Here is a 19,947-nt window from a genome sequence, read left to right on the forward strand (position 1 = left end):
CGGGCGGCCAGGGACTCAAGGTAGTCATAGGGCGGCTGCTTGTCCAGCCTGTCGAGCATGTAGAGGCCCGCGGCCACGGCCAGCGGGTTGCCCGAAAGCGTCCCGGCCTGGTAGACCGGCCCCAGGGGCGAAAGCTGCTCCATTATCTCGCGCCGCCCGCCCACCGCGCCCACCGGCAGCCCCCCGCCGATGATCTTGCCCAGGCAGGTCAGGTCCGGTGTGATCCCGTAGCGCCCCTGCGCCCCGCCGCGCCCCAGGCGGAACCCGGTGATGACCTCGTCGAAAATGAGCAGCGCTCCGTGCTTGCGGGTCAACTCGCGCAGAGCGGCCAGATAGCCCGGCGCGGGCGGCACCACACCCATGTTGCCCGCCACCGGCTCCACGATCATCGCGGCCACGTTGCCGCCGCAGTCGGCCAACACGCGCTCCAGGGCCGCGGCATCGTTGTAAGGGACATTGACCGTGAGGGCGGAAAGCTCCCTGGGCACACCGGCGCTGTCCGGCACCCCGAAAGTGGCCCCGCCCGAGCCGGCCTTGACCAGAAAACTGTCCGAGTGGCCGTGGTAGCAGCCCTCGCATTTGACTATCAGGCTGCGGCCGGTGAACGCGCGCGCCTGGCGCAGGGCGGTCATGGTGGCCTCGGTGCCGCTCGACACCAGGCGCAGCATTTCTATCGAGGGCAGGCAGCGCGCCACCCGCTCGGCCAGCTCGATCTCGCCCCCGGTGGCCGCGCCGTAGCTCGTGCCGAGCCGCGCCGCGCGGGCCAGCACCTCGGTCAGCCCCGCGGGCGTGTGGCCGAACAGCAGCGGGCCCCAGGAGCAGACAAAATCCAGGTAGCGGTTGCCGTCCACGTCGTAGAGGTAAGCCCCCTCGCCGCGCTGGACGAAAAACGGCGCTCCGCCCACCGAGCGGAAAGCCCGCACCGGCGAGTTCACCCCGCCGGGGATGATCCGCTGCGCGCGGCTGAACAGTTCGGCTGAACGGCTGCGTTTCACTCCCGGGCCTCCTTCTCTATATCAGCGAAATACTTCATCGAGGTCTTTTTCCATTCTTTCACACTGTGCACCAGACGGTAATCGATGAGGCCCGTGGCCGCGGACATCCGGGCCACCAGGGCCTCGATGGCTTCCTGGTCCGCGCCGTGGATCATGGTGTAAAGGCTGTAGGGCCAGCCGGGGAACTCCGGCCGTCGGTAGCAGTGGGTCACCTCGGGGAACGCGGCGAAAACCTTCCCGGCGGCCTGGGCCGCCTCTGTCTCCACGCGCCAGACCACCATGCAGTTGGCCTTGTAGCCCATGTTCACATGACGGACCGAGGCGCCGAACCGTCGGATAACGCCCGACTCGCTCCAGCGGCGCACCCGCTGGATGACTTCTTCCGGGGTCAGCCCCACCTTGGCCGCCAGCTCGTGATACGGCCGCTCAACCAGCGGCAGGTCCTCTTGCAGAAGGCGGATCAGGGCCCGGTCTTTCCGGTCGAAGGAGGCGGGCAGCGGTTCAGGCATCAGTCCTCCTCCCCGGCCGCGGAGGAGCCGCCGCCCTCCAGGGGACGGAACTCGGCGCGGACCTTGTACAGATCGAGCTGGGGCAGGGAGCGCACCTCGGCCACACCGGGCAGGGCTGCCACCTGCGCCAGGATCGTTTCCATGCGGGCCGGGCTTTCGGCGATCAGGGTGAACCAGAGGTTGAACCTGTCGGTGCGCTCGTAGTTGTGGGTCACTTCCAGATAACGTCCCACCGCCGCGGCGACCTCGGGAAGGCGCTCCGGCTCCGGGATACGCACCGCCACCAGGGTGCTGACATAGCCCAGGCGGTGCGAGTCGAACACGGCCCCGAATCGACGGATCACCCGCCGCTCGACCAGGCTCCTCAGCGTGTCGAGCACCTCCTGCTCGCTCAGGCCCAGGCTGCGGCCTATTTCCGCGAAGGGCCGCTCCACGGCCGGAAAACCGCTCTGCACCGCGCCCAACACTAAATTATCCCGCTGGCTGAGGTCGCCGCTCACGGCTGTTTCCCCTGGCTCAGCAGGCGCGCGGCCTCGCGGGCGAAATAGGTGATGATGAGGTCGGCCCCGGCGCGCTTGATCGAGGTGAGCACCTCCAGCATCGCCCGGGAGCCGTCCAGCCAGCCCAGGCGCTCGGCGGCGCGCAGCATCGAGAACTCACCGCTCACGTTGTAGGCCGCCACCGGTACATCGAAGCGCTCACGCACCCGGCAGACTATGTCCAGGTACGGCAGCGCCGGCTTGACCATCAGGATGTCGGCCCCCTCCTGGATGTCCTGGGCCACCTCGCGCAGCGCCTCGCGGCTGTTGGCCGGGTCCATCTGATAGGTGCGGCGGTCGCCGAAAGCCGGGGCGCTGTCGGCGGCCTCGCGGAACGGGCCGTAGAAAGCGCTGGCGTACTTGGCGGCATAGCTCATGATCGCGGTCTCGACAAACCCCTCGGCATCCAGCGCCTTGCGGATCGCCAGCACCCGGCCGTCCATCATGTCGGAGGGAGCGACAATGTCCGCCCCGGCGCGGGCGTGGCTGAGCGCCTGCTGCGCCAGGATTTCGAGCGTGGCGTCGTTGTCCACCCGGCCGTCAACGATCTTGCCGCAATGGCCGTGGTCGGTGTACTCGCAGAGGCAGACATCCGTGACCACCACCAGCTCGGGCAGCTCTTTCTTGAGCGCGCGCACCGCCTGCTGGACTATCCCATCCTCGCGCAGGCTGCTGCTGCCGGTCGGGTCCTTGCTGTCCGGCAGGCCGAACAGCAGCACAGCGGGCACGCCCTCGGCGAAAGCCTCGGCCGCCTCCCGGACCAGACAATCGACTGAAAGATGGTAGTTGCCAGGCATGGAGGGTATCTCGTGGCGCACTCCGGCGCCGTGCACGGCAAAGAGCGGGTAGATGAAATCGGCGGGGCTGAGCGCGGTCTCGCGCACCATGGAGCGTAGCGCCGCGCTTTTCCTGAGACGGCGGCCCCGGTTGAGCGGAAAAGTCATGGCGGCCTCGCAAGGGGACCCGCAGCCGGATCGTGCATCCGGTGCGGATAGTGAAAGGTCTATTTGAGGAACGGCTCGACGATCTGGGCGAACTTGGCCCGCGCGCGGTTCAGGCGGCTTTTGACCGTGCCGATGTTGCAGCCAAGAATTTCGGCGATCTCCTCGTAGCTTTTGCCCTGGGTCTCGCGCAGGCTGAAAACGAGGCGGTGACGGTTGGGCATCTTTTCCACCGCCCTGGAGACAATGTCGCCCAATTGTTTCTGGTACAGCTCGTCATCCGGGCGGCCGGCCTTGTCGGCGGCCTCGAACATCTGCGGCTCGTCCTTGCGGAAGAAGAAGTTCTGGAAATACATCAGCGGGCTGCGGCCGGCGTTGCGCAACTCGTTCTTGGCCAGGTTGGTGGCGATGGTGTACAGCCAGGTCGAGAACTTGCGGCTCTGGTCGAAGCGGTGGATATTGCGGTAGACCCGGATGAAAGTGTCCTGGAGAAGGTCCTCGGCCCGGTCGCGGTCGCCGATGATCCGGTAGATGTAGTTGACCATCCGGCGGCTGTAGCGGTCCATCAACTCACGGAACGCCCGCTCGTCGCCGTCGATGAACTCCCGGACCAGCTCCTCGTCGCTCAGCGCGGCGCGCGTTGGTCCCCTCTTGACTGACTCGTCGCCGTTGGTCGTCAAAATTCCGATATCTTCTGCTGAATTTTCGAGACTGCAAGCTGTATCCTGCACATTGACCGCCATGGTTGACCGCTTTCATAGTAACATAAACCAACTCAATCTCCAAGAATTGAACGCCCGCCCGGCAGCCTGCGCCGCAGTCGGGACACCTGACTGAATGCAAGAAACAAACCAGCTTTTCAGTCCGGTTGGAGATTGCGGGGCACACTCGAAACCGGAGCGCGTTCCCCTCAGTTCAAATATACAGAAGCGGTCAAGCACGAAGCAAAAGGGGTGTGCCCAGCCCGGGTGCAAGCCGGCTCAGATCTGCTCCAGACGGGCGGCCGGCATCCAGCCGCTGCTGCCGCTGGGCAGACTGACCAGCACCCAGCCGTTGCGGCTCTCGCCCAGGCGCACCAGGGTGCCCTCCGGCAGGACCATGACCCGGTTGTTCTCCTCCCCCGGTCCGCTGCGCGCCTCGGAGTTCGCCTCCAGTACCACGGCCTCGGTGAAGTAGTTCTGACGGTACCAGTGCATGGACAGAAGAGCGCTGTTGGCCAGCAGCAGGAACGTGCCGGCCAGAGTGGCCCAGATCAGGAGACGCCGCGCCCGGCCCGCGTAGCCGGCCACCAGGAACGTCGCCCCCAGAGTGGCCCAGCCCAGCAGCACGAGCTGGCTGAACCCCACCTCGCGGTCGGAGAGCAGGAACATCCAGCCCAACAGCGGTCCGCTCAGGAAATCCTCGCCCTCCTCCTGCGAGTTCTCGGGCCGGGTCAGGGCCTGCACGAAGCGCAGGTTGGCCCGGATGTCCTTGTCGCGGGGAGCCAGCCGCGCCGCGCGGTGGAACGAGGCCGTGGCAGGCCCAAGTTGATTGGCCTTGAGCTGAGCGCAGCCCAGGTTGTAGTAGAGTCCCGCGCTGGGGCCAGACAGCTTGAGCAACTCGGCATATTCCTTTGCCGCCTGCTCGTACTCGCCCTGGCTGTAGCTGCGGTTGGCCTGGATGAAACGGGTCTCCAGGGTGGTGATGTTCTGCTCCTGCGCCCGTAGGCCCCGCGCCGTGAATACACAGGCGAGCACAGCGGCGATAAGGATTACCAGTCCTCTTCCGGTCGATAAGTTATTCAGTTTCATAGCGCTCTCTCCAGGCTGGAGGCAAGCTGCTTGACCCGCTCGCACCAGGTGGCGGCCTCCGCGGCCGAGACCTGCGAGGGCGCGAAACGCGCAAAGGCGAAATGCTCCAGGCACTGGCGCACCTCCGAGACCAGGGAGCTGTCCAGTTTGCGGCTCTCCAGCAGCTCTAAAATCTGTTCGGTCACCATGCCGCGCGCCTCGGTGTTGAGCTTGTCCCCGATGAAATCGATCAGGGCGCGGTCCAGCGCGGCGAAAGCCTCGGGGGCCTTGCCTGCTGCGACGGCGCGGGAGGCCTCTTTCAGGTGCGCCGTCAGCCGCCGCCCGGAGCGCCGCAGCCGCGCATAGCCCATGTCGCTCATCAGGCGGCCGCGGTGGCGGCGCCAGGCCAGGGCCAGGCCCAGGCAGAGCAGCGGCAGCGCGTGGGCGCCCCAGAACCCGAACCCCTCCAGCGGCGAGCCGGAATGCGCCCGCAGCAGGTCCAGGTTCTCCTTGATGTAATGGATGTCCTCGCCCAGAGTGAGTACTTTCTCGGGAGCCAGGCGGTAGCCCGGGGCCTCGCGCCCGGCCTCGGAGGGCGTGACCGTGAATTTCACCGGCTGGCTGTGCAGGAGCACGTACTTTTCGACCGCGGGGTCGAAATAGGCGTAATCCACGCCATCCCAACCGAACGAGCCGGGCTTGCGCGGCACGATCACGTAGCGGAACGTTTTCTTTCCGCCGATCCCACCCGCGGTGCGCTCGATATTCTCCTCGCTCTTGGAGGAGTAGACGTCGAAATCTTTCAGACCCGGAAGGTTCGGTTCCTGCAGGGTCTTGATGTTACCCGTGCCGGACACTGTTACTTCCAGGGTCACAGGCTCGCCCTGCTTGACCTCGTTCTTGTCCAGCTTGGCGGACAGAGTGAACTTACCCACTGCGCCGTTGAAAACATCCGGGCGGCCGCTCTCGGGCAGGGCTTTCACTTTCACGCTCACCGGGTTGGTCCGGAGCTGGAAACGGCGCGGGCGGTCGAAAAAATTCCAGATGTCGCTGACCACATAGTTCAGGCCGGCCGGGGTGATCGCGGCCTCGCCCGCGGTGGTCGGGAACAGGGCGTAGCGCAGCTCCTGCACCACGAAAGTCATGCCGTTCACGTTACGGGTCGACTGCACCGCGTTCTGGTCGATCTGCTCGACCCAGAACCCGTTGAACGTGGGCGGGATATACTCCGGGTTCTCCACCAGGCGCGTGCGGTAGAAAAAGCCGAAAGTGTAGATCACCTGCTCGCCCACGAACACCTCGCGGCGGTCGGCGTTGCCCTGGATGAACACGCTGCCGTCCGGCGAACTGGCCCCGCCGGAGGGGGCCTCGGCCGGGGCCTGCGGCTGTGACTGCCTGGACGCGGCCGGGTTGGCGGGTGCGGCCGGATTGGCCGGTTGTGCGCCGGAGCCGCCCGCTCCCACAGTCACCTGGACCGTGTTGGAGGAATAGGTCTTGCCCTTGACCTGCACCGTGGCCGGCCCCAGGGTGAAGGCGCCCACCTGGTTGGCGAACAGGCTGTACTCGTAGGCCACGCTCACGCTGGTGCGGCCGTTGATAAAATTGAAGCTGGAGTTCTGGCTGGTCCCGGCCACGGTGAAGCTCTCCAGCCCGGCGATCTGCGGCTGTCCGACCTGCAGCATCGCCCCGGAAATGGAGACAGTCAGGTCGAGCTGCTGGCCCGCGGCCAGGCTGGTCGGCTGGGCCTCGATGCGCACGGTCACGTCATCCGCGGCGCGGCCCGTGACCGCGAGGCAAAGCACGGCCACCGACAGCGCGGCTAAAGTCCTGCTCCAGAAATAGTTTTTCGTCATAATGGTTCTCACCAGTCCGGCCCCTTGGCGCGTTTCTGAACGGCGGCTTTCTTTTCCTTCTCCTGCATGTCCTTTTCCATCTGCATCAGGGCGTTGAGGATGCGCTCGGCCTCCTCCTTGCTCATCTGGCCCGGCTGCGGCTGGGGTTTCTGCTCCTGTTGCTGCTTGTCCTTCTCGGCCTGCGGCTGCTGTTGCTGCTCTTTCTTATCCTGCTGCTTCTTCTGCTGGTCCTGGTTCTGTTGCTGCTTTTGCTGCTGGTCTTTCTTGTCCTGATCCTTCTTCTGGTCCTGGTCCTTCTTCTGGTCCTGGTTCTGCTGCTGTTGCTGCTGCTGTTTCCTTATCAGACGGCGTGTCAGCTCGTAGTTGTACTTGCTGTCCAGGTCCGCGGGGTTGCGCTGGATGGAACTGCGGTAGGCCTGGAGCGCCTGCTCAAGCATTTTCTGGTCCTGCCCGGCCTTGCCCATCTGGAACAGCGTGTTGCCCAGGTTGTAGAGCGAGTTTGCGCTGAGCGAGGGCTTGTCTTTCTGCAGCACCTTCGAGAACTGTTTCGAGGCGTCCTGGTAGCGGCCCAGGCTGTAGAGCGTGTTGCCCAGGTTGTAGGCCAGGGTGTCGGAGTCGGGCTCGTGGGTGGCTGCATCCTGGTACAGATCGAGGGCTTTCTGGAAATTGCCCTTGTGATAGGCTTTCTGGGCCTGCTCCGGCTTGCTCTGGGTAAGGTTCTCCCAGGCGCCGGCGAATGATAACACGAACACCGTGGAAAGCGCCAGCAAATGCAATGCTGTATTGTACCCTGGCTGTCTCACCCTCGTTCCCCTCCCTGCACCGCAAGCCCGTTCCGCCCGTTGTCACGGCGGCGGCGGGTCTCGACCAGCAGCGGCTCCAGCACGAGCAGCGCGAAAGCCAGCCCCAGGAACCACTGGTAGCGGTCCTTGTACAGCACGAACTCCTTGCTTTCGAGCTGGCGCTTCTCCAGCTTGCGGATATCGTCGAAAATGCGCTCCAGCTCCAGGGCCTGGTCACCGGCGCGGTAGTACTCACCACCCCCGGCGCGTGCCAGCTCGGCCAGGAGCTGCTCTCCCAGGCGGCTCATCACCACCTGGCCCTGGTAGTCGCGCTTGTAGTCGGTCACCTTGCCCGAGCCGTCCCGCACCGGAATCGGCACCCCATCCGGTGTGCCTATGCCGATGGCGTAAAGCCGCACTCCGGCCTCGCGCAGCTTGCGCGCCTCATCGAGGGCGTCCCCGCTCAACTGCTCACCGTCGGTGATAAGCACCAGCACCCGGTACTTGGTCTGCTCCTTGTCAAACGCGCCCGCCCCCACTTCCAGGGCGCGGGCGATGTCGGTGCCGGGCTCGGAGGTCATCTGCGTATCCAGGGCGTCGATGAACAGGGCCGCGGCACTGTAGTCGGTGGTCAGTGGGCAAAGGATGTCGGCGTCCCCGGCGAACGGCACCACGGCCACGCGATCGCCCTCCAGACGGCCCAGCAGGCTGCTGATCTCGAAACGCGCCCGGCTCAAGCGGTCGGGCTTGATGTCATCGGCCAGCATGCTGGTCGAGGTATCGATCAGGAACACGATATCGCGCCCCTCGCGCTTCAGGATCACCGGCATGCGTCCGTACTGCGGGCGGGCCAGGGCTGTCACCACCAGGCCCAGGGCGGTCAGCAGGCACACAGTGCGCAACGGGCTGACCCACTCGAACACCGGGTCGCTCAGGCGCTCCAGCAGCGGCGCCCCGGCGAAACGGGCCAGGGCGCGACGACGCGCCCGTCCGCTCAGCCAGAGAAACAGCACGGTCAGCGGCAGCAGCCAGAGCAGATGAAAAAACTGCGGGTTCTGGAAATGCATATCCCAACCCCTCGAATCAAGGCAAAGTCCCGAAACGTGTCCGGGCCAGCAGGATCTCGATCACCAGCAGCAGCAGCGCCGGAACGAGCAGCAGCATGAACAGCTCATCGTAGCGCTGGTACTGCTTGACTTCCACTTTCGTCTTTTCCAGACTGTCGATCTCGCGGTAGATGTTCTCCAGCTCGGCGGCGTTGGTGGCCCGGTAGTAGCGGCCGCCGGTCAGCTCGGCGATCTCGCCCAGGGTCTTCTCGTCGATCTCCACCTGCTGGTTCACGTAGCGCGTGTTGCCGAACTGGTCCATCATCGGCACCGGGGCCACCCCGCGGGTGCCCGCGCCGATGGTGTAGACTTTCACTTTCTCGGCCTGGGCCACATGTGCCGCGGTCAGCGGGTCGATTTCGCCGCGGTTGTTCATCCCGTCCGTGAGCAGGATTATCACCCGGCTCTTGGCCCGGGAGGAGCGCAGGCGGTTGACGCTGCTGGCCAGGGCCACCCCGATCGCGGTGCCGTCCTCGATGGAGCCGATCTTCAGGTTGTCCACCTGGGCCTGCAGCACGCGGTAGTCCAGGGTGGGAGGACAGCGGGTCAGGGCCTTGGCCGCGAACGCCACCAGGCCGATGCGGTCGTGACGGCGCTTGCCGATGAAATCGGTCACCACCTCGCGGGCCACCTCCAGACGGTTCTCGCCGCGGCGCAGGTCCTCGGCCAGCATGCTGGTGGACACATCCACGGTCAGGATGATGTCGATCCCCTCGCTGGAGACCTCCTCAACGCTGGAGCCGCTGCGCGGACGGGCCAGGGCCAGGGCGATCAGGGCCAACGCCAGAAGGCGCAGCGCGAACGGCACGTGCGGGCGCACCCGGGTCCAGGGGCCGGTCACCCGGACCAGGCCCGGCAGATCGGAAAAATCCAGGCTGCGGCGACGGCGCGAGCGCCAGCCGAACCAGGCCCAGCCCAGCGGCGCCAGCAGCAGCAGGAGTAGAAGGGCGTAGCGGTCGGCGAACTCGAAACCGGCGTAGTTTATGTCAGGGAGCCAGTCAAGCACGGCTTCAATTATTCTTTCTATCATTTCGGCGCCTCCTCTGTGGAGGCCGGCTCAACGCTGTCCACGTCCGCGACCGGGGCTGTCTCCTCCGCAGCTTCAGCCGCGGGCAGACGGCGGGTCAGTTCGACCAGATCATAGGCCTGGTTGAAAACCGAGTTTATCTCCACAATGGGCGGACGGTACTTGGCGAACTTGACCAGGTCGCAGGCCTGCAGGAACTCCTGGAAACGGTCGGCGATGTCCGGCCCGGCCGTGAGCGCCCGGTGCAGGCTCTCGTACACCTCCCAGGTGGTCATGTCGATGGCCTCGATCTCGTAGAGGTCCTGGATGTAGCGCCGCATCGCATCCGAGATCAGGCTGTGGAACAGCTTGATCTCGCCCTTTTCGATCAGCCCGAGGGCCTTGATCCGGTCCAGTTCCTCCAGGGCCACCACGTGGGCGGGACGTTTGGGGCCCGCCTCTGCCGGGGCGCCGCTCAGGCGCTGGTCGCGGCGTTTCAGGTAGCGCCGCCATAGCCAGATCAGTCCGGCCAGGACCAGCAGGGCGGCCACGGCCAAGAGCGCCAGGACATGCCAGCGCGGCGGCGCCTCGATCAGCGGCTTGAGTGGACGGACATCGGTCTTGGTCGTGTCCTGGAGCAGGCTGACCACCTCCAGGGACAAGGCACGGGTGTAGACCGTGTCCACCGAGCCGTTCGACTCCATGACCACAAACGGCAGGGGCGGAAGCTCCAGACGGCCGGTCTCGAACGAGGTGAGCCTGAAGCTGCGGCGCTCAAGGCTGGCCCCGTTGCCCTCCTCGTAACGCTCCGGAGAGCCGGCCGAGATCAGCTCGAATTTGTCGGGTGCGGGCTGAAGGTCCGGAAAGCGGACAGTCTCCCCCGGCCCGGTGTGGGCCGAAAGAGTGAGGGTCACCGGGTCGCCGATACTGATCCCGGTGGTGTCCAGGCGGGCATCCACCTGCGGTTGGGCTGCCGCCGTCGCCCCGGTGCAAAGCAGCAAAGCCAGGGCCGGCAGGGTAAACGATCTATTCATATACACGTTCTTTGGCGTTTATGCTATTGAACCACATGCCTGACCGGGACATCCGCCAGATCGTCGAACGTCCAGGACAGCCGCTCCAGAGTGCGCGGGGGGATCGTATAATCGGTCCTCAGCAGGACATCCCGGAAATATATGTCCATACCCGCGTAGTCCCCCACCAGAAAATGCCCGACCAGGCTGTCGCCGCTGAACAGGCTCAGATCGAGCTGCGGGTCCTCGAACCCACGCCCGTTGGCCTGCTGCTGCAGCACTGTCAGCGCGTTCATCGTATCCACCTCGGCCAGGATCCGCTCCACCTGCCAGAGACGGGCCTTGTGCTCGCGGGGCAGAAGTATCCGCCACAGGGTGTCGGAATCGGCCTTGAGCTCCAACTCGTTGGCCCGGTACTGCAAAAGCATCCGGTCGACAGTGTGGATGTCAAGCTGGGCCAGACGGACATAGGGGATTCTCTCGGGCCGCAGACGGTCGAGCTGGCTCACCAGCAGCGAATCCACCATCAAAAGCTCATTCGGATAGACGGTCGAGCTGGCCCAGAGCAGGTAGTCCCGCCCGGCCACGGGCCGGCCCAGACGGACCTCGTTGCGCTTGCCGTCCAGGTCCTCCACGCTCACGCGGCGCACCGGACGGTCCAGTCCGGTGACCGGCATGCCGGCCTCCTCAGGCGCGTGGAACTCGCGCACCTGTCCCAGGTGCAGCCTTTCCAGCACGGTCAGGACAATCAGTTTGTCGACCGGATGGGCCACGGAGCCATCCAGCGCGTTCCAGCCGCCGGACTGCGGGTCCACGGCGAGACGGTCGCTGCGCCCGTCATGCTCCAGCTCCAGGGCGCTCACCCGCAGCACCGGCAGGTTGATCAGCTGCTTGCTGCGGATCATCCGGCTGTTCACGGCCAGGGACGGTCCCAGGATCTTACTCACCATCAGGACACTGTCCGCCGAGGTTCTCCGGACATAGAGGTTGTCAGTGGTGGGGTTCAGGGCCCCGAAACTCACCCCCTGCGTGCTGCCGTCCAAGAAATGCAGTTCGAACGAAAGCACCGGATTGTCGAGGTTCACCTGTGCCAGGCTGATCGAGTCCAGCGGAATCTTGCGTATCACGCTGATCTTGGTCAGGGTCCGCAGCATGTTGTTGACTGTCAGACTGTCGGCCTGCTCGCCGGGATAGGGCTGCGCGATCCGCCACTCGTCGAAATGACGCTCGAGCTGGTAGGTCGTATCCATAAAGCTGATCTGCGCCCGGTCCACCGTCGCCAGGTCGAAAGTCAGCAGCTTTTCGATCTGTTTCGGCTGCGGCTCCTCTTTCTTGAAACCCCCCATTTGCCGGGCCAGATACACCCCGGCTCCGGTCATGACCAGCAGAATGACAAGCAGTATCTTCCAGTTCATCAGCCTATCCCTTATCGTGGTCGGATGCCTTAGGTGGACCGAGTTGTTGCATCAGGTGCGAAGGCGCATCACCCAGACCCAGACCCCGAACAGCAGCACCAGGAGCGGCAGCCCGTACTGCACCGCCAGGGCCATGCGCTTGGCCTGGCGCTGGTTGATGTAGATGGTCTGGTCTTCCGGGTCCTTGGCGGCGATGCTGATCAAGCGCTCATCGCCCACCAGCCAGTTGATCGAGTTCATGAACAGGTCCCAGTTGCCGCCGTAGCGCAGGTACTCGTTCGAGGCGAATTCGCTGTCGCCGAACACCACCATCTCGGCCCGGCGCTGCGACAGATCGAGCTTGATCTTGCGCAACTCCTGCTGGGTCGGGGTGTGGTCGATCGCACCGGTCTTGACCTCCCGGACCCCCGGCTCGGTCTCCTCCAGTTTCTTGTGCATGGCCACGGCCACCGGCACCGGGCCGCTCAGGTCGGACGGGTCGAAAGTGGGGGTCTTGATCGCCATCGGGGTGAGGTCGGTCTCACCCCAGCTGTTGTCACTGGTGCTGGCCAGGACGGTCAGAGTGATCTCGGGGTCGTGGTCGCTCATCACCCGAACCGAGCGCACCGTGGGCAGGGTGGTGAAAGCTTTCTGCAGCGGAGCGGTAATCGGGTGCTCCTTGTCGTAGCTGTAGATCAGCGGCTCGGTGGGCCCGGCGCCCTGGCGCACGCCGGCGGCGGAATTGTCCACCACGATGTCCTTGTCCACCCGGATGCCCCAGCTCAGGAGCCACTCATCGAGACCGGCCTCGTACTCGGGGTCCAGGGCCACCAGCACCCGGCCGTTGTTCTCCAGGTAATCGTCGATCAGGCGAATCTCATCGGGCAGCAGCGGCTTGTGCGGCCCGGCTATCACCAGGACGCGGCAGTCGGCGGGCACGCCCCCGGCCTCCAGCACGTTGAGCGGCTCGACCATGTAGCTCTGGTCGGCCACGGCCTGCCCGGCCAGCATGAACCCGCTGTTGCCCCCGTCATCGATGGCCCGCTCCTGGTGTCCCTGCAGGAAATAGATCTTACGGCGGTCGGCGCTCAGGGCGCGGATCAGGGCGTTGGTCACCGCCTCCTCGTTGCCCATGTTCGTCACCATCTCCTGGCTCGCCCCGCTCTCCACCGCCACCACGTTGTCACGGTAGCGCTGGATGTTGTACTGTTGCGACAGGACCAGCTCGCGGTTCGGGTCGATGAAACGGAAGTGGATGAAGGGGCAGACACTGCTGTAGACCGCCAGCAGGTCGCGCAGCTTGCTCTCGCGGCGCGCGTTGTCGCGGACCATCTGCTGGTTCTGCTCGGTCGACAGGTTGTAGTCCACGTGCTGCCAGAAAAAGGCGGTCAGGTGGATTTCCTTTTTCGCCTCTTCGATCTGCTTGATCACGTTCAGGGTCAGGGGGCTGAGCTCGTATTTCTTGGCCAGGGTGATGTCCTTCCAGACGAAATGGCGGTAGCCTAACAGGTTCACCACCACCAGCACGCTGGCCGCCACGCTGATCACCAGCAGCGTGCTGGTCCCGGAGCGGAAAGTTCGCGCCCGGAACATCTGGCGCACCTCATCCATGCCCACGGCCAGCCAGAGGACCAGGCCCGCCGCGCCCAGGACGCTCAGGCCGATCGAGAGCGAATCCCACAGACCGTTCACATAGTACATGCCCAGACCGGCCAGCAGGATGACCGGGGACGCGTATCCGTATTTTCTGATTTTCTGTCTCATCCGGCCTCACCTCCAGCGCAGTGATGAAATGGACTGGTATGTCAGGAGCAGGCCGAAGAAAGTGAACGACAGGTAGAACAGCACATCGCGTGAGTCTATCACTCCCATGGCGAAATTGTTGTAGTGCGAGGTGATCGACAGGTAGTCGGCCAGCTTGGACCAGACCGTGAAATTCGACTCACCCAGCCTTCCCATCAGCCAGAGGAACAGGAACGCCCCGAAAGTGAGCGCCCCGGCGATGATCTGGTTCTCGGTCAGCGAGCTGATCAAAAGGCCCAGCGCTATCACCGCTGCCCCGAACAGCACGATCCCGGCGTAACTGGTCAGGATCGGCCCCAGGTCGGGGTTGCCGTAGAGGAACAGGTAGAAAAACAGCGCCGAGGTGGGCAGCACCATGGTCAGGAACAGGATAAACCCGCCCAGGAACTTGCCGAGCACCAATTGTGTGATGGTCAGCGGGGAGGTGAGCAGCAGCTCCACCGTGCCGGTCTTGCGCTCCTCGGCGAACAGGCGCATCGTGATCATCGGCAGCAGGAACATGCTGATCGTGCGTATCTCCTGGAAGATGCTGCGCACCACAGTGTCGTTGATGCTGACCTTGGGGATAGCCTGCTGCCGGGCCAGAGCGTCGCTGATCGTCTTGAAGCTCAGGTCGACGAACTGGTTGAACTGGTAGACGAAACGGTTGGCCACCAGAAAGATAAACACGCCGATCACCACATAGGCGATCGGGCTGACAAAGTAAGACCGGTACTCGCGCCAGAATATCGATAAGATATTTCGCATGCCTGTTTTCCCCTGGATGTGTCCGGGTGACTGAGCTCGGGCTCCGCCGGCTCAGGACTCGATCTGCGAGGTGATACGGATGAAAATTTCCTCCAGGGACATCGTATTGGCCCGCAGTTCGAGCAACTCCGCCCCGGACTCAACCACGGCGCGGGCGATCTCCCCGCGGTGGTCCTGTTTCAGCTCGAATTCCAGTTCCATCCGCTTGACCCGGCTGTCCTCCCGCTCGGGTTGCGGCTCGCCCACCTTGATCCGCCCGGGCAGTGCGGCCAGACGCTGCGGCAGGTCGGCCGGGCCGCCGCGCCAGGTCAGGCTCAGGTTCTCGTTGCCCTGGAGCCGTCCGGTCAGGCGCTCGGTGGTGTCCTCGGCCAGGATACGGCCGCGGTTGATTATCAGCACCCGGTCGCAGGTCAGGCTGGCCTCGGGCAGAATGTGCGTGCTCAGAAGGATGCTGTGGTCACCGGCGATCTGGCGGATGAGCTGGCGCACCTCGATGATCTGGTGCGGGTCCAGGCCGCTGGTCGGCTCGTCCAGGATCAGGATCGGCGGGTTGTGGATCAGCGCCTGGGCCAGGCCCACCCGCTGACGGTAGCCCTTGCTGAGCTTGTGCATGTGGAAAGAGCGCACCTCGCCCAGCGAGCAGCGATCCAGCACGAAATCCAGGCGCCGTTTGCGCTCGCGGGCGCTCTTGAGGCCCTTGATCACCCCGCAGAAATTCAGGTAGTCCTGCACCCGCATCTCCTTGTACAGCGGGGGCAGTTCCGGCAGGTAGCCGATATTGCGCTTGGCCGCCAGGGGCTGCTCGAAAATGTCGTGGCCCGCCACCTCCACCTTGCCCTCGCTCCGCGAGAGGAACCCGGTGATGATACGCATCGTGGTGGTCTTGCCCGCGCCGTTGGGCCCCAGAAAGCCCAGTATCTCGCCCTTTTTCAGGTGGAACGAGATATCTCGCACGGCGTGAAAGTTACCGTACCTCTTGCTCAGGTTCTCTACTTTTATCAATGCGCCTCCGCTCGGCCTGCCCGCCGAAACCGCCACCGACAGACAGGTTTATCTGATCTTCCTGGCCCGCATGCGGAAAAAACCCATGAGGGGTTCAATATAAGAGCTTCCGGCCTTAAGGTCTATGTAATCGATGCCAGAGCTCTTGAAAAAGCTCTCCTGCTCGCCACGCCGCCGTGCGGCCTGGACACGGAACCCCTCGCGCACCGCGGGCGAGGACAGGTCGGCCACCAGGGTGCGGCCGGTCTCGGGGTCGCGCAGGTTGACCAGCCCCACCGTGGGCAACTCCAGCTCGCGCGGGTCGGTGATCCGCACCACCACGACATCGTGACGGCGGCTCAGCAGGCGCAGCGCCCGCTCGTAACCCGCATCCATGAAATCGCTCACGATGAAGATCACGGCGCGGCGGCTGAGCACGCGGAACAGGTGCTCCAGTCCCTCGCGCAGGCAGGTGCCACGGTGCTCGGGACGGAAATAGAGCAACTCACGGATCACCCGCAACACGTGCTTGCGCCCTTTCTTGGGCACCACCACTTTCTCCACCTGGTCGGTGACCATGGCCAGACCGACCCGGTCGTTGTTGCGAATGGCGCTGAACGCCAGCACTGCGCACAGCTCGGCCGCGAACTCACCCTTGGTCCGGTCCACAGAGCCGAACATACCACTGCCCGAGGCGTCCACCATCAGCATCACGGTCAGCTCGCGCTCTTCGTGGAACTTCTTGACGAAGGGGTGGCCCATGCGGGCGGTCACGTTCCAGTCGATGGCGCGGATGTCATCGCCCGGCTGGTACTCGCGGACCTCGGAGAACTCCATCCCCAGGCCCTTGAACGTGCTGTGGTATTCCCCGGAAAAAACGTCGTCCACCACCTGACGGGTGACGATCTCGATGTGGTGGACCTTGTCCAGGATTTCCTTCGGGATCAACTCAGGGCACCTCAACGTGGTCGAAAATCTTCTGCACGATGTCCTCGGGCGTGCGCTCCTCGGCCTCGGCCTCGTAGGTGAGGATCACGCGGTGGCGCAGCACGTCCAGGCCCACGTACTTCACGTCTTCCGGGGTCACATAGCCGCGGCGGCGGATAAAGGCGTTGGCGCGGGCGGCCTGGGCCAGGTAGATCGTGGCGCGCGGGCTGGCCCCGTACTCGATGAGCGAGCCCAGCTCGGGCAGTCCGAACTCGGCCGGCTGACGGGTGGCCATGACCAGCGAGACGATGTAGTCCTTGACTTTATCGTCCATGTAGACCTCGCGCACCACCTTGCGCAGGCGCACGATGTCCTGGGGCTTGAGCAGCGGGCGCACCACGGGCGGCTCGCCGGTGGACATCAGATCGAGAATGCGGCGCTCGTCCTCGCGGCCCGGATAGTCCACCTTGATCTTGAACATGAAACGGTCCACCTGGGCCTCGGGAAGCGGGTACGTGCCCTCCTGCTCGATCGGGTTCTCGGTGGCCAGGACCAGGAACGGGTCGGGCAGACGGTAGGTGGTGGAGCCGATGGTCACCTGGCGCTCCTGCATGGCCTCCAGAAGGGCGCTCTGCACCTTGGCCGGGGCGCGGTTGATCTCATCGGCCAGCACTATGTTGGTGAACAGGGGGCCCCGGTGCGGCACGAACTCGCCGGTCTTCTGGTTGTAGACCATCGTACCGATCAGGTCGGCGGGCAGAAGGTCGGGGGTGAACTGGATACGCTGGAACCCGGCCTCGATCACCTGGCTCAGGGTGCGCACACTGAGTGTCTTGGCCAAGCCCGGCACACCCTCCAGCAGCACATGCCCGTCGCACAGAATGCCCAGCAGCAGACGCTCCAGCATGTGGCGCTGCCCCACTATCACCCGCCCCACCTCGTGGATCACGCTCTCGACGAAAGCGCTCTCCTGTTTCACCTGCTCGTTCAGGATGCTTATCTGTTCGTTCATCCAAGTCTCCGTGAGAGGAAAGCTTCTTGGGCCCGGACCGCTCGCGCCGGGACAAGTGTGTCATTGCCCTAAAGGCAAACCCCATACCAGCCGGCACAAATTTCAGCGCTCAATTCAACCGCTTGATCCCGCTCAGCTTACGCCGGAGCCGCCACAACAGCCGTTTCCGGCGCTTTCGCCTTTTAAAGCAAAGCTGCCCCAAATGGGGCAAAGACAAGTGGCAATAAAAAACTGAGACCTCCGGCGGTCTCAGTCCTCGCAGCCACAACCGGCCGCAGACCCCGCGCGCGAATCAACTGCCGGCCGGGGTCCCGAAATGTTCCAGCTCCTGGATGGTCAGGTCGAAATTCGTGTAGATGCCGTCATCCGTCCCGGCCTCGGCCTTGCGCTGCTCGGCCATCCGCTTCAACTCGGGCAGGAAACGGCGGAACGAGTCCACGTTGTCGGCGCTCAACACCTCCATCACGCCCACGGACACGTAGGAGCAAAGCTCGATATCCCCGCCGTTGGCTTCCAGTATATCCGTGAAAGCCTTCACCACCTGCGGCGTTGCCTCCCCGTGGCCGAACGAGGCCAGGGTGATCGGGATGCTCAGGCGCAGGTCGCGGTCTGTGGCCGGGTCGGTGAGAAGAGCCACCAGGATCGGCACGCTGCTGGTGTCGCAGACCTCGCCCACGGCGTAGAGCACGGTCTCGCGCAGGAGGTAGTCCGTGGCCGTGGTGAGCAGGCGGTTCAGCGCCGGGGCCGAGGACTTGTCCTTGAGGAACCCCAGGGCGCTGACCATGGCGATCCGCACGTTCGGATCGGGGTCATCCAGGTGCGCGGTCAGCAGCTCCGCGTGCTTGAGGCTGTATAAAGTGCGTATGGTCGAGTCCCGCTGCAGAGGCGTGCCGCTGCGCAGCACCTCCAGGCCGCTGGTCACCATCGCGGTTTCCTTTTTAAGCTGCGGGTCGCGCGGACCGCAGGCCAGCGCCAGAACCACCGCCGAAACCAGCAGGGACACCGGGGCAGGACCGGTTTTCTTCGCGGAAAAGAGTCTTAATACAGACATAATCTCCCTCAATGCTGTCGCATGAACGGCAGAGCGCCTGATATAAGCGCCGCCCGGATTCATTTGAAAAACGGATGGTCGAACCAGCCCCAGCCGAACACCTCGCTCAGCGCGGCCAGGGTCAGAAGCAGCGCGTAAAGCCCGAAAAACACCAGTGGCAGGCCGGGCCGGGCGGGGTTCCTCTCCCCCTCCGGCTGGCTGTCGGCTCCAGCGTCCATCTCAGCCCCCCAGCTCCCAGACCAGCCGCCCGCCCACCACCGTGGCCACGGCCCGTCCGGTGACCTGCATCCCGTCAAACGGCGTGTTGCGGCTCTTGGAATAGAAACTGTTCTTGTCGATGCTCCACTTCGTGTCCAGGTCCAGCACGGTGATATCCGCAATCTGTCCCTGGGCCAGCGAGCCGCCGCGCACACCCAGCACCCTGGCCGGGGCGGGGCTCATTTTCTCGATCAGTGCGCCGAGGCTCAACACCTTGCCCAGCACCAGCTCGGTGTAGAGCACCGGGAAAGCGGTCTCCAGGCCGATCACCCCGTTGGGGGCGTCCGCGAAAGCCGCCTCTTTCTCGTTGTAATGGTGCGGCGCGTGGTCGGTGGCGATGCAGTCGATCACGCCCGCGGCCAGGGCCTTGCGCAGCGCGGCCACATCCTCGGTCCGCCGCAGCGGGGGCGCCATCTTGGCGTTGGTGTTATAGCCCTCCACCGCCGCGTCGGTCAGCACCAGGTGGTGCGGGGTGACCTCGGCGCTCACCCGCACGCCCTCGGCCTTGAAACGCTCGACAATGCCGGCCGACCGGGCGCAGGACAGGTGCGCCACATGGTAGCGCGCCCCGGAAAGCCGGGCCAGGGCGCAGTCACGGTAGACTATTATCTCCTCGCTCTCGGCGGCCACCCCGGCCAGGCCCAGACGGGTGGCGACCAGGCCGGCGTTCATCGCGCCGCCGCCCACCAGCGATTTGTCCTCGCAATGGTTGATAATGGGCACGTCGAAAATGGTGGAATACTTCATCGCCTTGAGCATCATCTCGGCGCTGTTCACACAGTGCCCGTCATCGGTGAACGCCACCGCCCCGGCCTCGATCATCCCGCCCATCTCGGCCAGGCTCTCGCCGGCCAGGCCCTTGGTGATCGCCCCCACCGGGTAGACCGTGGCGTAGCCGCTGCGGATGGCCTCGCGGATGATATAGCCCACCGCGGCCTGGTTGTCGGTGACCGGGTCGGTGTTGGGCATGGCGGCCACTGCGGTGAACCCTCCGGCCACCGCGGCCAGGCAGCCGGTCTCGACAGTCTCCTCATCCTCGCGCCCGGGCTCGCGCAGGTGTACGTGCATGTCTATCAGCCCCGGAGCGACCACCTTGCCCGCAGCCTCGACCACGCGCACACCCTCCGGCGCGTCGAGGCTCTGTCCCAGGGCGGCCACTTTCCCCTCGGCCACCAGCAGGTCCAGCCGGGCATCGACCTTGTTCACGGGGTCGATCACCCGACCCCCGCGTATCAGCAGACGGTCCAAAAGGCACCTGCCT

At 64.8% G+C, this 19,947-nt stretch carries 20 protein-coding genes; all 20 read right to left on the reverse strand.

Going from position 1 to position 19,947, the window contains the following annotated elements:
• The coding region (locus LLH00_08295) for a glutamate-1-semialdehyde 2,1-aminomutase (protein ID MCE5271271.1) at positions 1–995 on the reverse strand (995 nt) is incomplete at its 3' end.
• On the reverse strand, positions 992–1,504 hold the full coding sequence (locus tag LLH00_08300) for an AsnC family transcriptional regulator (GenBank protein MCE5271272.1): 513 nt from the start codon (positions 1,502–1,504) through the stop codon (positions 992–994). The genes LLH00_08300 and LLH00_08295, both read right to left, overlap by 4 nt.
• Positions 1,504–2,004 (reverse strand): Lrp/AsnC family transcriptional regulator, encoded by a 501-nt coding sequence (locus LLH00_08305; protein MCE5271273.1) that lies wholly within the window; start codon positions 2,002–2,004, stop codon positions 1,504–1,506. The genes LLH00_08300 and LLH00_08305 overlap by 1 nt, the downstream gene beginning before the upstream one ends.
• Complete coding sequence (gene hemB / locus LLH00_08310) at positions 2,001–2,987, reverse strand: porphobilinogen synthase (GenBank protein MCE5271274.1); 987 nt, start codon at positions 2,985–2,987, stop codon at positions 2,001–2,003. The genes LLH00_08305 and hemB overlap by 4 nt, the downstream gene beginning before the upstream one ends.
• A 59-nt stretch (positions 2,988–3,046) precedes the next feature.
• A complete protein-coding gene (locus tag LLH00_08315) occupies positions 3,047–3,664 on the reverse strand; it encodes a sigma-70 family RNA polymerase sigma factor (GenBank protein ID MCE5271275.1) in 618 nt (205 codons plus the stop codon).
• Positions 3,665–3,964: 300 nt separating this feature from the next.
• The gene (locus tag LLH00_08320; protein ID MCE5271276.1) at positions 3,965–4,774 is read right to left on the reverse strand and encodes a hypothetical protein; all 810 of its coding nucleotides are present in this window, start codon (positions 4,772–4,774) and stop codon (positions 3,965–3,967) included.
• Positions 4,771–6,618: a BatD family protein gene (locus LLH00_08325; GenBank protein ID MCE5271277.1), complete on the reverse strand. Its 1,848-nt coding sequence runs from the start codon at positions 6,616–6,618 to the stop codon at positions 4,771–4,773. Before LLH00_08325 ends, LLH00_08320 begins: the two co-directional genes overlap by 4 nt.
• Positions 6,615–7,409 carry a tetratricopeptide repeat protein gene (locus tag LLH00_08330; protein MCE5271278.1) on the reverse strand — a complete coding sequence of 265 codons (795 nt, stop codon included), beginning with the start codon at positions 7,407–7,409 and terminating at the stop codon, positions 6,615–6,617. The genes LLH00_08325 and LLH00_08330 overlap by 4 nt, the downstream gene beginning before the upstream one ends.
• Positions 7,406–8,455 (reverse strand): VWA domain-containing protein, encoded by a 1,050-nt coding sequence (locus tag LLH00_08335; GenBank protein ID MCE5271279.1) that lies wholly within the window; start codon positions 8,453–8,455, stop codon positions 7,406–7,408. The genes LLH00_08330 and LLH00_08335 overlap by 4 nt, the downstream gene beginning before the upstream one ends.
• Before the next feature lie 16 nt (positions 8,456–8,471).
• A complete protein-coding gene (locus LLH00_08340) occupies positions 8,472–9,524 on the reverse strand; it encodes a VWA domain-containing protein (protein ID MCE5271280.1) in 1,053 nt (350 codons plus the stop codon).
• Positions 9,521–10,534 carry a BatD family protein gene (locus LLH00_08345; protein MCE5271281.1) on the reverse strand — a complete coding sequence of 338 codons (1,014 nt, stop codon included), beginning with the start codon at positions 10,532–10,534 and terminating at the stop codon, positions 9,521–9,523. Before LLH00_08345 ends, LLH00_08340 begins: the two co-directional genes overlap by 4 nt.
• A 23-nt stretch (positions 10,535–10,557) precedes the next feature.
• Positions 10,558–11,928, reverse strand: a complete 1,371-nt coding sequence (locus LLH00_08350) for a DUF4340 domain-containing protein (GenBank protein MCE5271282.1) — start codon at positions 11,926–11,928, stop codon at positions 10,558–10,560.
• A gap of 51 nt (positions 11,929–11,979) precedes the next feature.
• Positions 11,980–13,671 carry a GldG family protein gene (locus LLH00_08355; GenBank protein ID MCE5271283.1) on the reverse strand — a complete coding sequence of 564 codons (1,692 nt, stop codon included), beginning with the start codon at positions 13,669–13,671 and terminating at the stop codon, positions 11,980–11,982.
• Between the two features lie 6 nt (positions 13,672–13,677).
• The gene (locus LLH00_08360) at positions 13,678–14,457 is read right to left on the reverse strand and encodes an ABC transporter permease (GenBank protein MCE5271284.1); all 780 of its coding nucleotides are present in this window, start codon (positions 14,455–14,457) and stop codon (positions 13,678–13,680) included.
• Positions 14,458–14,508: 51 nt separating this feature from the next.
• Entirely contained in the window at positions 14,509–15,459 is a 951-nt protein-coding gene (locus tag LLH00_08365) for an ABC transporter ATP-binding protein (protein MCE5271285.1), read from the reverse strand.
• A 48-nt stretch (positions 15,460–15,507) separates the two neighbouring features.
• Complete coding sequence (locus LLH00_08370) at positions 15,508–16,386, reverse strand: DUF58 domain-containing protein (GenBank protein MCE5271286.1); 879 nt, start codon at positions 16,384–16,386, stop codon at positions 15,508–15,510.
• A 1-nt stretch (position 16,387) separates the two neighbouring features.
• On the reverse strand, positions 16,388–17,377 hold the full coding sequence (locus LLH00_08375; protein MCE5271287.1) for a MoxR family ATPase: 990 nt from the start codon (positions 17,375–17,377) through the stop codon (positions 16,388–16,390).
• A 292-nt stretch (positions 17,378–17,669) separates the two neighbouring features.
• A complete protein-coding gene (locus LLH00_08380; protein MCE5271288.1) occupies positions 17,670–18,380 on the reverse strand; it encodes a HEAT repeat domain-containing protein in 711 nt (236 codons plus the stop codon).
• 107 nt (positions 18,381–18,487) lie between these two features.
• Positions 18,488–18,646: a hypothetical protein gene (locus tag LLH00_08385; protein ID MCE5271289.1), complete on the reverse strand. Its 159-nt coding sequence runs from the start codon at positions 18,644–18,646 to the stop codon at positions 18,488–18,490.
• A gap of 1 nt (position 18,647) precedes the next feature.
• Positions 18,648–19,934, reverse strand: coding sequence for a dihydroorotase (locus tag LLH00_08390; protein MCE5271290.1), 1,287 nt, complete (start codon positions 19,932–19,934; stop codon positions 18,648–18,650).
• Positions 19,935–19,947 lie beyond the last annotated feature (13 nt).

The organism is bacterium (assembly GCA_021372515.1).
Classification (GTDB): Bacteria; Gemmatimonadota; Glassbacteria; order GWA2-58-10; family GWA2-58-10; genus JAJFUG01.

What these genes read in the sequence shown, in the direction of transcription:
- LLH00_08385 (MCE5271289.1), bottom strand. Translation starts at nt 18,646, where the DNA reads ATGGACGCTGGAGCCGACAGCCAGCCGGAGGGGGAGAGGAACCCCGCC.
- LLH00_08350 (MCE5271282.1), bottom strand. Translation starts at nt 11,928, where the DNA reads ATGAACTGGAAGATACTGCTTGTCATTCTGCTGGTCATGACCGGAGCC.
- LLH00_08335 (MCE5271279.1), bottom strand. Translation starts at nt 8,455, where the DNA reads ATGCATTTCCAGAACCCGCAGTTTTTTCATCTGCTCTGGCTGCTGCCG.
- LLH00_08360 (MCE5271284.1), bottom strand. Translation starts at nt 14,457, where the DNA reads ATGCGAAATATCTTATCGATATTCTGGCGCGAGTACCGGTCTTACTTT.
- LLH00_08355 (MCE5271283.1), bottom strand. Translation starts at nt 13,671, where the DNA reads ATGAGACAGAAAATCAGAAAATACGGATACGCGTCCCCGGTCATCCTG.
- LLH00_08340 (MCE5271280.1), bottom strand. Translation starts at nt 9,524, where the DNA reads ATGATAGAAAGAATAATTGAAGCCGTGCTTGACTGGCTCCCTGACATA.
- LLH00_08375 (MCE5271287.1), bottom strand. Translation starts at nt 17,377, where the DNA reads ATGAACGAACAGATAAGCATCCTGAACGAGCAGGTGAAACAGGAGAGC.
- LLH00_08320 (MCE5271276.1), bottom strand. Translation starts at nt 4,774, where the DNA reads ATGAAACTGAATAACTTATCGACCGGAAGAGGACTGGTAATCCTTATC.
- hemB (MCE5271274.1), bottom strand. Translation starts at nt 2,987, where the DNA reads ATGACTTTTCCGCTCAACCGGGGCCGCCGTCTCAGGAAAAGCGCGGCG.
- LLH00_08300 (MCE5271272.1), bottom strand. Translation starts at nt 1,504, where the DNA reads ATGCCTGAACCGCTGCCCGCCTCCTTCGACCGGAAAGACCGGGCCCTG.
- LLH00_08345 (MCE5271281.1), bottom strand. Translation starts at nt 10,534, where the DNA reads ATGAATAGATCGTTTACCCTGCCGGCCCTGGCTTTGCTGCTTTGCACC.